At 71.6% G+C, this 13,445-nt stretch carries 10 protein-coding genes; 7 read left to right on the top strand and 3 right to left on the bottom strand.

Features of this window, described 5'->3' with window-relative positions; translation table 11 throughout:
* Positions 1-118: 118 nt before the first annotated feature.
* On the bottom strand, positions 119-1,066 hold the full coding sequence (locus ACFVGO_RS16155) for a terpene cyclase (RefSeq protein WP_359911688.1): 948 nt from the start codon (positions 1,064-1,066) through the stop codon (positions 119-121).
* 309 nt (positions 1,067-1,375) lie between these two features.
* On the opposite strand from ACFVGO_RS16155, the gene ACFVGO_RS16150 reads away from it, so the two are divergent.
* Positions 1,376-4,390, top strand: coding sequence for an ATP-binding protein (locus ACFVGO_RS16150; RefSeq protein ID WP_380632282.1), 3,015 nt, complete (start codon positions 1,376-1,378; stop codon positions 4,388-4,390).
* Positions 4,391-4,645: 255 nt separating this feature from the next.
* A complete protein-coding gene (locus ACFVGO_RS16145; RefSeq protein ID WP_359911694.1) occupies positions 4,646-5,710 on the top strand; it encodes an aldose epimerase family protein in 1,065 nt (354 codons plus the stop codon).
* A 33-nt stretch (positions 5,711-5,743) separates the two neighbouring features.
* Here ACFVGO_RS16145 and ACFVGO_RS16140 read toward each other — a convergent pair whose 3' ends face one another.
* Positions 5,744-6,250 (bottom strand): GNAT family N-acetyltransferase, encoded by a 507-nt coding sequence (locus ACFVGO_RS16140; protein WP_359911697.1) that lies wholly within the window; start codon positions 6,248-6,250, stop codon positions 5,744-5,746.
* A 310-nt stretch (positions 6,251-6,560) separates the two neighbouring features.
* On the opposite strand from ACFVGO_RS16140, the gene ACFVGO_RS16135 reads away from it, so the two are divergent.
* From ACFVGO_RS16135 to ACFVGO_RS16115, 5 genes are all read left to right on the top strand, one after another.
* Positions 6,561-7,838 carry an extracellular solute-binding protein gene (locus ACFVGO_RS16135; protein WP_380348824.1) on the top strand — a complete coding sequence of 426 codons (1,278 nt, stop codon included), beginning with the start codon at positions 6,561-6,563 and terminating at the stop codon, positions 7,836-7,838.
* A gap of 215 nt (positions 7,839-8,053) precedes the next feature.
* Positions 8,054-9,055: a sugar ABC transporter permease gene (locus tag ACFVGO_RS16130; protein ID WP_359911703.1), complete on the top strand. Its 1,002-nt coding sequence runs from the start codon at positions 8,054-8,056 to the stop codon at positions 9,053-9,055.
* 40 nt (positions 9,056-9,095) lie between these two features.
* A complete protein-coding gene (locus ACFVGO_RS16125) occupies positions 9,096-10,001 on the top strand; it encodes a carbohydrate ABC transporter permease (RefSeq protein WP_359911706.1) in 906 nt (301 codons plus the stop codon).
* Positions 10,002-10,146: 145 nt separating this feature from the next.
* Entirely contained in the window at positions 10,147-11,844 is a 1,698-nt protein-coding gene (locus ACFVGO_RS16120) for a glycoside hydrolase family 13 protein (protein ID WP_359911709.1), read from the top strand.
* Between the two features lie 25 nt (positions 11,845-11,869).
* Positions 11,870-12,889: a LacI family DNA-binding transcriptional regulator gene (locus tag ACFVGO_RS16115; protein WP_359911712.1), complete on the top strand. Its 1,020-nt coding sequence runs from the start codon at positions 11,870-11,872 to the stop codon at positions 12,887-12,889.
* A gap of 100 nt (positions 12,890-12,989) precedes the next feature.
* Here ACFVGO_RS16115 and ACFVGO_RS16110 read toward each other — a convergent pair whose 3' ends face one another.
* Complete coding sequence (locus ACFVGO_RS16110) at positions 12,990-13,190, bottom strand: hypothetical protein (protein WP_359911715.1); 201 nt, start codon at positions 13,188-13,190, stop codon at positions 12,990-12,992.
* Positions 13,191-13,445: the final 255 nt, after the last annotated feature.

Here is a 13,445-nt window from a genome sequence, read left to right as displayed (position 1 = left end):
CGCCGTGCGTCGGCCGGACCGTCCCCGCGGCGTGCCGCCGTACGCCGCCGTACGGCCGGGGCGGCGCTCTCGGGTCGCGCCACCGCACGCCCGTCGGGCGGTCCGGGGCGCACGCCGGTCAGACCGCGTGGTACCGGCCGGTGCGGGCCTCCCAGCTGAGGTAGCCGGCCAGCCAGGTGAGCAGCCCGTCCGCGTACCGCTGGGCGATCGTGCGTTCGATCCGGGAGAGGCCCAACTCGCGGTGGACGTCGGGCAGCCGGGCGTGCAGTTCGGCGCAGCGGTCGACCATCAGCTGGGCCTCGGCGATGACCGCCGCGCAGGCCTCCTCGGCCGAGCAGCGCCGTTCCCGCTGGACGATCATGACCAGGTTGTTCACGTCCCCGCGCGGCGCCTCCAGCGGGTAGGAGTGCACGTCGTTGCTGAGCGACGGTATGTCGGCGGCCAGCTGGCGGAGCTGACGCAGCACGGGGTGGTGCAGGACGGCGGCCGGGACCTCGAACTGGCCCAGGCGTTCGACCATGTCGAAGATGGTCTCCATCGCCGCGGTGCCCCGGCGGAGCTCCAGGTAGCCGGCGCGGTCCGGCGGCCGGGTGGAGATCCGGCCGGCCGCCTCGGCCGGGTGGCTGGCCAGGTAGTACTCCCAGTTGTAGGCGGCGCGGGCCTGCCAGCGGGCCGGCATGCCCCGCATGCTGCGGTTCCACAGATCGGCGAAGGCGGTCTCGACCGCGGAACCCTGGTCGGGGCGGGCGCCGTGCAGGACGGCGATCAGCCGCTCGCAGATCGGGGCCACCTCGGCGGGACGGCGGCCGAGCGGGCCGTCGAACTGGTCGTCGAAGAGGAAGTAGAAGCCCATCAGGTCGGCGGCCAGGGCGAGTTCGTCCGGGCCGGCGTCCGGATAGCCGAGTGCGGCGAGGTCCACCACCTCCCAGTGCGCGTAGCCGGGATGGTCGGCGTCGGGCAGCAGCGGGTGGCGGATCAGCCAGTCCCTGTGCAGTGCGGTGGCGTGGACGCCGTGCGGACTGCGGCGGTGCGGGAACGGAATCTGAAGTGAGGTGTCGTCAGACATCGGACTCCCGGTGCAGCGGAGGGTGGGGGCGCTTGTTGTTGGAGCGGTGATGGTGGGGGGAGTTGGCGCGACGGGGCGCGGACGGTGAGGGTGGGCTTCGCAAGATCATCCGCGCCTCGAAGGCCGTAGGGTATCTGATGCAATGATGGGATGTTAGGGATGTAGGGCAATTGCCCTTGACAGTGCCCCCAAACCCTCACCGTCCGCCCCAGCCTGCACGAATGCCCCACGGGGAGGTCCGCACGGCGCTAACCTCGGCTCCACGCAGTGATGGAGCTGTGACGCAGCGGGCGAGGCGGAGGCACGACGGTGACCGAGCAGGAGAACGCACTTCGGGCGGGCGGTGGTTCCGCCCACGACGGCGACGGCATCGCGCCCCGGGTCCGGTTGCGCGACCGCGACGCCGAACTGCGCTCGGTGGAGGCCGCTGTCGACCGGCTCTGCCGCGGCTTCGCCGCCGGCGGCACCGAGATCGGCGACCTGCTCACCTTCTCGGGTCGCCCCGGCATCGGCAAGACCAGTCTGCTGCACGAGGTCAGGCGGCTCGCCAAGCTCCGCGACGGCGCCACCGTGCTGTTCGCCCGAGGCGGTGAACGGCAGTTCAAGGAGCCGTACCACGTCCTGCGCCAGCTGCTCCAGCCCGTGCTCACCGACCTGAAGCCCGAGGTCTTCAGCCAGGTCATGGGCACCTGGGAGGAGGTCGTGGGACCGGCCATGGGCCTCAAGCAGCCCAAGGCCGGCGCCCGCCGCCTCGACCCGCAGGGCGTGCGCGACGGCCTCGACTACGTCCTCACCCAGCTCGCGCCGCGCCGCGCGCCGATGGTGATGATCGTCGACGACCTGCACTGGGCGGACGGCGAGTCACTCTCCTGGCTGACCAAGTTCGCCATCCGATCGAGTGAACTTCCCGTACTGCTCGTCTTCGCCTTCCGGGAGGACGAGAACGACTGGCCCATCGAGACCCAGGACTTCCGGCGGGACGTCCTCCTCCTCAAGGGTCGCAAGCACGAGCTCAACCGGCTCACCCTCAGCTCCGTCACCGACATGATCCGCGCCGAGCTCGGCGACAGGGCCGAGGACGCCTTCTGCTACGAGTTCTGGAACGTCGTCAACGGCAACCCGTTCGAGGCCAACGCCCTGCTCGACCAGGTGCGCGAGCAGGAACTCGAACCGGTCGAGGAGAACTCCCGGCAGCTGCGCGAACTCGCCGTCGACGCCGCCGGGATGACTCTCAAGAGCTGGCTGGACCGGCTCGGCGCCAGCACCCTGCGCTTCGCCTGGGCCTGCGCGATGCTGGGCACCGACATCCGGGTCGACCTCGCCACCCGGATCTCCACCCAGAGCACCGAGGGCGCCCGCGACTCCATCAAGCGGCTGCGCAAGCAGCGCGTGCTGACCCAGACCCCCAACGGGAACCTGGAGTTCGTCCACCCGCTGATCGCCAGCTCCATCTACAACACCATGCCGGACGCCACCCGCCTCGGCATGCACGGCATCGCCGCCGCCGAGATCGAGAACGCCGGACTCGGCCTGCTCGCCGCCTCCCGCCACCTGGTCGAGACCCACTCCGGCGAGGGCGACGACCGGATCGTCAAGAAGCTGCGCCGCGCCGCCGTCGAACACCAGCTGATCGGCGCCCCCGAGGCGGCCCAGCGTTGTCTGCACCGCGCGCTCAACGAGCCGCCCGCCGACGAGATCAAGGCCGAGGTGCTCTACGAACTCGGGTGCTCCGCGCTGCTCACCGACCCCGTCGCCACCGTCAACCAGCTCAAACTGGCCCTCGACCCCGACGAGGTGCCGCTGCGCCCCGCCCTGCGCGTGGACGCCACCTTCCGGCTCTCCGAGGTGCTCGCCCACGCCGGTGAACTGGGCCAGGCGGCCCTGGTCTGCCAGGAAGAAGCCCTGAGGACCACCGAACCGGCCGGGCGCCAGCGGCTCCAGGCCGCCTCGTTCATGTGGCACGCCTTCCGCAAGTCCGAGGAGGACGGCCCGGGCCGCTCCGCCCGGCTCGGCGAGATGTGCCGGGGCCTGAGCGGGCGGGAGGCGGCCGACCGGGCCGTGCTCGCCATGCGCGCCTGGGACCTCACCCTGCGCGGCGCCGCCTCCGCCGATGCGCTCGCGCTCGCCGACGAGGTCCTCGACGGCGGCCGGCTGCCCAAGGGCCTCGGCTGGACCGACACCACCTGGGGCTTCGAACTGCCCTCGATGCTCGGCCTGACGTACATCTACAACGACCGCATCGCCCAGGCCGAACGGCTGGCCGCGGACGCCATCATCCAGTCCGAGATCGCCGGGTGGAGCGGTGCCCACCGGGGCTTCGCCTACTTCCTGATGGGCCTGGCCCGGTTCCGCCGCGGCCTGCTCGCCGAGGCCGAGGACTTCCTGCGCCGGGCGTACCGCATCTCCGAGCGGATCGGGGAGAAGCTGCCGCTGGCGTGGGACGCGATCGGCGTGCTCGTCGACACCCTGATCGCCCGCGGCCGGGTCGACGAGGCCTGGAAGCTGGCCAACGAGTTCGGCTTCCACCCGCCGTACCACGCGACGGCCATGGTGCTGCCGGACGCGGCCTCGCTGTACGGCAAGCTGCTGGTCGCCAAGGAGAAGTACGCGGGCGCGGCCGCCGCGCTCACCGAGGCGGGCGCCCAACTGGAGGTCCGCGGCTGGCACAACACCGTCTGGGCGCCCTGGGCCGGCCACCTCGCCATCGCGATCGCGGACGACGAGCCCGAGCGTGCCCGCGACTACGCCCAGCGGGCGGTCCGGGACGCACGCAACTTCGGCACCGCCTCGGCGATCGGAAGCGCGCTGCGCCTGCAGGCCCGGATCGAGGACGGCCAGGCGGCGGTCGAACTGCTGGAGGACGCCGTGGCGTACCTCGGGCAGTCCCCGGCCGGTTACGAGCACGCCGTCGCCCTGGTCGACCTCGGCGCCGCGCTGCGCCGGGTCGGGCGGCTGGAGGACGCCCAGGAGTACCTGTACCAGGGCATCGAACTGGCTCAGCACTGTTCCGCGGAGGGGCTGGTCGACCGGGCCCGGCGGGAGCTGGCCAACTACGGCCTGCGGCCCAACCGGCTGGGGCTGCGCGACTTCCGGGACACCCTGGAGACGCTCAGCAGCGCGGAGTGGGAGGTCGCCAAGCGGGCCGTGCAGGGCGTGCCGCCGCAGCGGATCGCCGACGAGCTCGGGGTGCCGCTCGGGCTGGTCAACCGTCGGCTGGCGGCGGTCTACCGCAAGGCGGGCAGCGGGCCGGACGGCCTGGCCTCGGCGCTCGGTCTGCCGCAGCAGCAGCGGGACGCGGGCCGGCTGGAGGAGCTGGACGGCTAGGAGCGGCCCCCGGGGTCGGTCGTGGCGCCCCGGTGGTCGTGGCCGGTGCCCCGTGCGCGGTGGGGTGCCCGGCGGTCGTAGGGGGCGCCAGATGGTGGACGGCGGCGCGGGAGGCGGCGCGTGGGTTCGCGGAAGCGCCCCCTCGGCCGCCGCCGTCGCTAGGCTGACGGGACACGGGGCTGCCGCGGCGACCCCTCGACGGACCCGGAACCGGGCGGCCGCGGTGCGACCCGGCCGCGAGTGAGGAGCAGGCCCATGGCGAGCGAGGCCACCAGCGTGCGGCAGGAACCCCTGGAGCCCTCGGGCGCGGGCGCCGCGATCGAGCGCTGGACGCTCACGGCGGGCCCGTACGAGGCGAGCGTGCTCACCCTCGGCGCGACCCTGCACACCCTGAGCGCACCGGACCGCTCCGGCCGCTCCGCCCAACTGCTGCTGGCCACCGACCGGTTGTCCGAGATCCTCGGCCCGGCCCGGCACTACGGCACGGTGGTGGGCCGGTACGCCAACCGGATCGACGGCTCGTCGGTCACCATCGACGGCGAGGAGCACCAGCTCGCCCCCACGGGGGGCGGCATGACCCTCCACGGCGGGCCGGACGGCTTCGCGCACCGGATGTGGGAGGCCGAGCCGGTCGACGGCGGCGTGCGGCTGGCGCTGCACAGCCCGGACGGCGACCAGGGCTTCCCGGGCGCGCTGGACGTCACCGTCACCTACACCCTGGACGCCTCCGGCGAGCTGGTGATCGCCTACCGCGCCGTCACCAGCAAGCCGACCGTCGTCAACCTCACCAACCACGCGTACTTCAACCTCTCGGGTGAAGGCAGCGGCGACGTCCTCGGTCACCTGCTCACCCTGGACGCCGACGCGTACACCCCCGCCGACGAGCGGCAGATCCCGTACGGCCGGACCGAGCCGGTGGCCGGCACGCCCTTCGACTTCACGGTGGCCACGCCGATCGGCAAGTCGGTGCACGACGAGCACCCCCAGCTGACCGGGCCCGGCGGCTACGACCACAACTGGGTGCTGCGCGCCCGGCCGGGGGACGGCAGCCCGGCGCGGGCCGCGCTGCTGGAGGACCCGGTCAGCGGCCGCACCCTGGAGGTGCTGACCACCGAGCCGGGCGTCCAGGTCTACACGGCGAACAAGTTCCAGGGCGCGGTCACCGGCGCGCGCGGCGTCCCGTACGGGCCGTTCGCCGGGATCGCGCTGGAGACCCAGCACTTCCCGGACTCCCCGCACCACCCGGCGTTCCCCAGCACGGAGCTGCGGCCGGGGGAGGAGTTCCGCTCGACGACCGTGCTCCGGCTGGGGACCAACTAGCGGGCGGTGCCCGGCCGGCGGCGCCCCGGCGCGCTACGGCTTCGCGAGGTCCCGGCGCATGCAGAGCCGGGGCCAGCGGTCCAGACCGTGTTCGGCCTCCTTGCGGCGGATCTCGCGCAGGCCGGGGGTGACTTCCTCCCCGGCCAGCGGACGGAAACCGCAGCGGGCGTAGTAGGGGGCGTTCCAGGGGACCTCGGCGAAGGTGGTGAGGGTGAGCGCGGGGGCGTCGGTGGTCTCGGCGAGGTGCTCGATCAGTGCCCGGCCGATGCCGCGTCGGGCGTGGTCGGGGTGCACGGAGACCTGTTCGATGTGCAGCGCGCCGTCCACCGGCTCGGCGAGCAGGTAGCCGGCGACGGTCCCGTCGGGGGCCTCGGCGACCAGGGCGGTGCCCTGCTCCAGGTAGTGCGCCAGCTCCTCCGGCGCCGGGGGTTCGTCCTCGGCGATCTCCGGCATGCCGATCGCGGCGAACGGTGCGCCGGCGGCCCGCTCCAGTTCGGCGAGCAGTGGAAGTTCGTCCCTGGTGACGGCTCTGATTCGCATGCGTCCAGTCTGCTGCAGGCCGCTTTCGGCCACGCACGGTGGTGCCGTCGGCCAGTCAGCAGAGGGGGGAATCGGGCAAACTCGGGCAATCGGTGCGGCCGTCAACTACCGAGCGGCAACGTCCAGGACACGCGGGCGTAACGATCGCGGTTTCTTGCAGAAACTTGCTGCAAGGACTTTCCGTCGATCTTGCACCGCTGTTAACTTCCTTCCCGAGCCCGACGGCAGCAACGGTGCGGTCGGTACGAGGCAGCCATTATGCGCCTGTCTCCGAACATCTCGGGCACCCCCACCCTCCCAAGGAGTTCTCATGCGGCGTGGCATCGCGGCCTCTGCCCTCGTTGTGGCCCTCGCGGTCTCGATGGCTGCCTGTAGCAGCAGCGGCTCCAGCTCCGACGGCAAGGCCGACGGGCCGGTCACCCTCACGTACTGGGACACCTCGAACGCCACCAACGAGGCGCCGAACTACCAGGAGCTCGTCAAGAAGTTCGAGGCTGCGAACCCGAACGTCAAGGTCGACTTCGTCAACGTGCCGTTCGACCAGGCGCAGAACAAGCTCCAGACCGCGATGGGTGCCAAGGGTGCTCCGGACGTGTTCCGCTCCGAGGTCGGCTGGACCGCCGCCTTCGCCAAGGCCGGCTACCTGGAGCCGCTGGACGGCACCCCGGCCGCCGCGGACACCTCCGCCTTCCAGCCGAGCCTGATCCAGCAGGCCAAGTACGAGGGCAAGCTGTACGGCGTGCCGCTGGTGACCGACACCCTCGGCCTGCTCTACAACAAGGAGCTGTTCACCAAGGCCGGCATTACCGAGGCGCCGAAGACCTGGGACGACCTGAAGACCGACGCCGCCGCCGTCAAGGAGAAGGCCGGGGTGGACGGCTTCTGGCTGAAGGCCGCCGACGGCTACTACGCGATGCCGTTCCTGTTCGGCGAGGGCACCGACACCGTCGACGCCGCGGGCAAGAAGATCACCGTCGCCTCGCCGGAGGCCGTCAAGGCCGTCGAGACCTACAAGTCGATGTTCACCGCGCCGGGCACCGTCAAGGCCGACGTCACCACCGACGCCTACGCACACATGATGGACGCCTTCAACAGCGGCAAGGTCGCGGCGATCGTCCAGGGCCCGTGGGAGATCACCAACATCTACAAGGGTTCGGCCTTCGCCGACAAGAACAACCTCGGCATCGCCGCCGTCCCCGGTGGCTCCGGCGGCAAGGGTGGCGCTCCCACCGGCGGCCACAACATCTCGGTCTACGCGGGCGCCGACAAGGCCCACAAGGCCGCCGCGGAGAAGTTCGCCGCCTTCATGACCTCGGCCGAGAGCCAGGCGTTCATCGCGCAGAAGAACTCCACCCTGCCCACCCGCTCCGACGCCTTCACCGCGGACGTCAAGGCCGACCCGGGCATCGCCGGCTTCCAGGCCGTGCTGAGCAGCGCCAAGCCGCGCCCCGAGCTGCCCGAGTACAGCTCGCTGTTCGCCTCGCTGGGCACCAACCTGGGCAAGGCCGTCCAGGGCACCAGCACCCAGGACGCGCTGAACACCGTCTCCACCGACTACGCCAAGCTCCTGCCGGGCTTCGCCAAGTAGTCCCTGTGCCCGGCCCGCCGGTCGACGGATGGCAGCGGGCGGGTGGCGGTGACCGCGCGACGGCGAACGAATGACGGATAACAGATTTCATCATCTGTCAGCTGTCATCCGTTCGCTGTCCGCGGCCCGTCGCCACCCGCCCCGCGACGCCCGTCGCCCACTGCGGACCGGGCCGTCGGCTCCCCCCGAGAATTCCCCCCGAGAAGGTGCAAACGATGTCAGTCGCCGTGCAGGGCGCCACCGGCAAGGGCAACCGGGAACGCGAGCAGCGTCCGGGCCTGCTGGAACGCGTCAAGCGCTCCTACGCCAAGCACTGGTACGCCTACGCGATGATCGCCCCGGTCGTACTGGTGCTCGGTGCGCTGGTGCTCTACCCGCTCGCCGAGGGCATCTGGCTCACCCTCACCGACGCCAACAGCCTCAACGTCGCCCGCAAGATCGGCGTCAACGAGATCCCGGCGAGCTACGAGTTCGTCGGCTTCCACAACTACGCCGACATCCTGTGGGGCCCCGGCTCGTACGACCGCTTCTGGTCGCACTTCGTCTGGACCATCGCCTGGACGGCCGTCTGCGTCTGCCTGCACTACACCCTCGGCCTCGGCCTGGCCCTGCTGCTCAACCAGAAGCTGCGCGGCCGCGCCGCCTACCGGATGCTGCTCATCCTGCCCTGGGCCGTACCGACCTTCGTCACCGTCTTCTCCTGGCGCCTGATGCTCGCCGACGGCGGCGTCGTCAACAACATCCTCTCCTTCCTGCACCTGCCCGAGCCCGGCTGGCTCACCGACCCGTGGGCGCAGAAGGCGGCCGCGATCATGGTGAACACCTGGGCCGGTGTGCCGTTCATGATGATCTCGCTGCTCGGCGGCCTCCAGTCGATCCCGGCCGAGCTGTACGAGGCCGCGGAGATGGACGGCGCCACCGCCTGGCAGCGCTTCCGGTACGTCACCCTGCCGGGGCTGCGCTCCGTCTCCTCCACGGTCGTGCTGCTCGGCGTGATCTGGACGTTCAACCAGTTCAACGTGATCTTCCTGCTGTTCGGCACCGGCGCCCCCGACGCCCAGCTGCTGGTCACCTGGGCGTACCGGCTCGGCTTCGGCCAGATCCCCCGGGACTACGCGCAGTCCGCCGCCTACGGCGTGATCCTGCTGTCCATCCTGATCGTCTTCACCGCCTTCTACCGGCGCTGGCTCGCCCGCAACGAGCAGGCCAACGGCTGAGGCCCCGGACCCAGTTGACCCACGAAGGCAGGTAACCCCGATGAGCACCACCACCGAACTCCCGGCCCGCCCGGCGGCCGCGGCCCCGGCCGCCCGGCCCGCCAAGGTCCGCCGCCGCGGCGAGCGCAGCCCGATGGCCCGGGCGCTGTCCCACGGCACCCTGATCCTGGCCGGCCTGATCGCGCTCTTCCCGGTCGCGTGGATCCTGTTCGTCTCGCTCGGCCCGGACAAGACCGACTACCTCCACCCCGGCCAGATCCTCGATAAGCTGACGCTGTCGAACTACCAGCACGTGCTGTCCGACACCGACTTCTTCACCTGGTTCGGCAACGCCCTGCTGGTCTCCGGCGTCACCACCGTGTTCGGCGTGATGCTCGCCGCCACCACCGGCTACGCCGTCTCCCGGATGAAGTTCCCCGGGCACAAGCCGCTGATGTGGTCGCTGCTGGTCACCCAGATGTTCCCGATCGCGGTGCTGATCGTGCCGATGTACACGATGCTCTCCGAACTCGGCCTGCTGGACAGCTACACCGGCCTGATCCTGGTCTACTCGACCACCACCGTGCCGTACTGCGCCTGGCTGCTGAAGGGCTACTTCGACACCATCCCGGTGGAGATCGACGAGGCCGGCCGGGTCGACGGGCTCAGCCCGTTCGGCACCTTCTGGCGGCTGGTGCTGCCGCTCGCCCGCCCGGGCCTGGCGGTGGCGGCCTTCTACTCCTTCCTCACCTACTGGGCCGAGGTGCCGTTCGCCTCCACGTTCATGCTCAGCTCCGACAAGTACACGTTGGCCGTGGGCCTCCAGACCTTCGTCAGCGAGCACGACGCCCAGTGGAACCTGATGGCCGCGACCGCCGTGCTGATCGCGATCCCGTCCGCGGCCTTCTTCTACCTGGTGCAGCGCCACCTGGTCACCGGCCTGACCGCCGGTGCCTCCAAGTCGTAACGGGCCGCCACGTCGTCGCGCGCCACCACGTCGTCACAGGACCGCACGCCGTCGCAAGACCGCACGCCGTCACAGGACCGCAGCTCGTCGCGCGCCTCCACGTCCCAGCGCCTTCCGCTCCTCTAGTCCCCAAGGGATACCGTCCATGACCCAGAACCTGGCCGACACCTCCCGGCCTGCCGCCGACACCGCTCACGAGGCGAACGTCAGCGCGTCCAGAGGCTGGTGGCGGGACGCGGTCATCTACCAGGTGTACCCGCGCAGCTTCGCCGACTCCAACGGCGACGGCATGGGTGACCTGCCCGGAATCCGCAGCCGCCTGCCCTACCTGCGCGACCTCGGCGTGGACGCGGTCTGGCTCTCGCCGTTCTACGCCTCGCCGCAGGCGGACGCCGGCTACGACGTGGCCGACTACCGCGCGGTGGACCCGATGTTCGGCACCCTGCTGGACGCCGACGCCCTGATCCGGGACGCCCACGACCTGGGTCTGCGGATCATCGTCGACCTCGTCCCCAACCACTCCTCGGACCAGCACGAGTGGTTCCAGCGCGCCCTGCGCGAGGGCCCCGGCTCCCCGCTGCGCGAGCGCTACCACTTCCGCCCCGGCAAGGGCGAGCAGGGCGAACTGCCGCCCAACGACTGGGAGTCCATCTTCGGCGGCCCGGCCTGGACCCGCAGCGAGAACCCGGACGGCACCCCCGGCGACTGGTACCTGCACCTGTTCGCCCCGGAGCAGCCCGACTTCAACTGGGAGAACCCGGCCGTCGCCGACGAGTTCCGCTCGATCCTGCGGTTCTGGCTCGACATGGGCGTGGACGGCTTCCGCATCGACGTCGCCCACGGCCTGGTCAAGGCCCCCGGCCTGCCCGACCTCGGCGGCGCCGACCAGCTCAAGCTGCTCGGCAACGACGTCATGCCGTTCTTCGACCAGGACGGCGTGCACGAGATCTACCGCAGCTGGCGCAAGATCCTCGACGAGTACCCGGGGCAGCGGATCGGCGTCGCCGAGGCGTGGACCCCGACCGTCCAGCGCACCGCCAACTACGTCCGCCCCGACGAGCTGCACCAGGCCTTCAACTTCCAGTACCTGGGCACCGGTTGGGACGCCACCGCGCTGCGCGAGGTGATCGACCTCTCGCTCGACTCGATGCGCCCGGTCGACGCCCCCACCACGTGGGTGCTCTCCAACCACGACGTCACCCGGCACGCCACCCGGTTCGCCAACGAGCCCGGCCTCGGCACCCAGATCCGCACCCCCGGCGACCGCGAGCTCGGCCTGCGCCGCGCCCGCGCCGCCACCCTGCTGATGCTCGCGCTGCCCGGCTCGGCCTACGTCTACCAGGGCGAGGAGCTCGGCCTGCCGGACGTCACCGACCTGCCCGACGAGGTCCGCCAGGACCCGTCCTTCTTCCGTCAGGCCGGCCAGGACGGCTACCGCGACGGCTGCCGCGTCCCGATCCCGTGGTCCGGCACCGAGGCCCCGTACGGCTTCGGGCCGGTGGCCGGCGGGCCGTCCTGGCTGCCCCAGCCGGCCGAGTGGGCCGGGCTGAGCGTCGAGGCGCAGACCGGCGACCCGACCTCCACCCTGGAGCTCTACCGCAGCGCGCTGGCCGTCCGCCGGGCGCAGCCCGACCTCGGCGCCGGCACCGGCGTCGAGTGGCTGGAGAGCCCCGAGGGCACCCTGGCGTTCCGTCGCGGCGCCTTCGTCTGCACCGTGAACACCACCGGCGAACCGGTGCGGATCGCCGCCCCGGGCACGCTGCTGCTGGGCTCGGCCGACCTCGTGGTGGACGGCGGCGAGACGGTGCTCGCTCCGGACAGCACCGGCTGGTGGGCGGTCTGACGTGGTTGGAATAGGCTCTGGGACCGTGACTACGGCGCGACTCTCAGACATCGCGGCGCAGGCGGGGGTCAGCGAAGCCACCGTCTCCCGCGTGCTCAACGGCAAGGCGAACGTTTCCGCCGCCACCCGGCAGACCGTGCTGGCGGCGCTCGACGTGCTCGGGTACGAGCGGCCGACCCGTCTTCGCCAGCGCAGCGCCGGGCTGATCGGTCTGATCACGCCCGAGCTGAGCAACCCGATCTTCCCCGCGCTGGCCCAGGTGATCGAGCAGGTGCTCAGCCGGCACGGCTACACGCCGGTGCTGTGCACCCAGACTCCGGGCGGGTCCACCGAGGACGAACTGGTGGAGATGCTGGTGGACCGGGGCGTGGCGGGCATCGTCTTCGTCTCCGGGCTGCACGCCGACACCACCGCCGACCACGACCGCTACGCCCGGCTGGCCGGGCGCGGGGTGCCGTTCGTGCTGATCAACGGCTACAGCGAGAAGATCGACGCGCCGTTCATCTCGCCGGACGACCGGGCCGCGATGTGGATGGCCGTCCAGCACCTGGCCGAACTCGGGCACGAGCGGATCGGGCTGGCCGTCGGTCAGCGCCGGTACGTGCCGGTGCTGCGCAAGATCGAGGGCTTCACGGCCGCGCTGCGCGAGGTGCTCGGACTCTCCCGGGAGGAGGCCGACGACCTCGTCCACCACACGCTGTTCAGCGTGGAGGGCGGGCACGCGGCGGCCGGCGCGCTGCTCGACAAGGGCTGCACGGCGATCGTCTGCGGGAGCGACATGATGGCGCTCGGGGCGATCCGGGCGGTGCGGCAGCGCGGGCTGTCGGTGCCGCAGGACGTGTCGGTGGTCGGCTTCGACGACTCGCCGCTGATCGCCTTCACCGAGCCGCCGTTGACCACGATCCGCCAGCCGGTCGAGGCGATGGCCACGGCGGCGGTCGACGCGCTGCTGGAGGAGGTCGGCGGAAACGCGGCCCAGCGCGGCGAGTTCATGTTCCAGCCGGAGCTGGTGATGCGCGGGTCCACCGGGGCCTGCGCGCGCTGAACCCGGCCGTCACGGCCGACGGAAGGGCCCCGGAGGGCGGTTGCTCCCCGGGGCCCTTCGGCGTGCGTGCGTGCGGTCGGCCGCCCGGCCCGTCGGGCGGTCAGCCCTCCTGGGCGGTGGGGCGGTCGACGGTCGGTCGGTGCCCGTCGGCCGCCTCGCCGGTACGGGTCTCGGTACGGCGGCCGCGGGCCAGGTAGTCGCGCAGGACCAGTTCGACGGCGTCCTGCGGGTTCTTGGTGCCGGAGAGCAACATCGCGTCGATCGCGAGGTTCGCGTCGAGGGTGACGGTGACCTGGGCCATGTGACTCCTCCTCGGGTGCAGAGCAGCAGCATGCCCGTTGGGGCGGGGATTCACCACGGGGATTCGTCGTGGGGATTCAGCAGGGGCTTCGCCATGGGGATTCGCCGTGGGGATTCAGCACGGAGCTTCACCGCGGGGATTTGCCACGAGGTACGGCCGGAGGCATGCCGGAACCCCCGGGGAGGAGCGACCAGACTCTCCCCGGGGGCGTGGGCGGTCAACGTTCGGACGACAGCTGACAGATGATGAAATCTG

Origin of the sequence: Kitasatospora sp. NPDC057738 (genome assembly GCF_042798815.1) — a bacterium.
In the GTDB taxonomy this organism is placed as follows: domain Bacteria; phylum Actinomycetota; class Actinomycetes; order Streptomycetales; family Streptomycetaceae; genus Kitasatospora; species Kitasatospora lactacystinica.
Note: the sequence above shows the minus strand (reverse complement) of the source record. Positions and strands in the feature narration are given on the sequence as shown.

Bases quoted from the DNA above. Each gene is read 5' to 3' on its own strand.
- ACFVGO_RS16155 (WP_359911688.1), bottom strand. From the start codon at position 1,066: ATGTCTGACGACACCTCACTTCAGATTCCGTTCCCGCACCGCCGCAGT.
- ACFVGO_RS16130 (WP_359911703.1), top strand. From the start codon at position 8,054: ATGTCAGTCGCCGTGCAGGGCGCCACCGGCAAGGGCAACCGGGAACGC.
- ACFVGO_RS16140 (WP_359911697.1), bottom strand. From the start codon at position 6,250: ATGCGAATCAGAGCCGTCACCAGGGACGAACTTCCACTGCTCGCCGAA.
- ACFVGO_RS16125 (WP_359911706.1), top strand. From the start codon at position 9,096: ATGAGCACCACCACCGAACTCCCGGCCCGCCCGGCGGCCGCGGCCCCG.
- ACFVGO_RS16145 (WP_359911694.1), top strand. From the start codon at position 4,646: ATGGCGAGCGAGGCCACCAGCGTGCGGCAGGAACCCCTGGAGCCCTCG.
- ACFVGO_RS16110 (WP_359911715.1), bottom strand. From the start codon at position 13,190: ATGGCCCAGGTCACCGTCACCCTCGACGCGAACCTCGCGATCGACGCG.
- ACFVGO_RS16135 (WP_380348824.1), top strand. From the start codon at position 6,561: ATGCGGCGTGGCATCGCGGCCTCTGCCCTCGTTGTGGCCCTCGCGGTC.
- ACFVGO_RS16120 (WP_359911709.1), top strand. From the start codon at position 10,147: ATGACCCAGAACCTGGCCGACACCTCCCGGCCTGCCGCCGACACCGCT.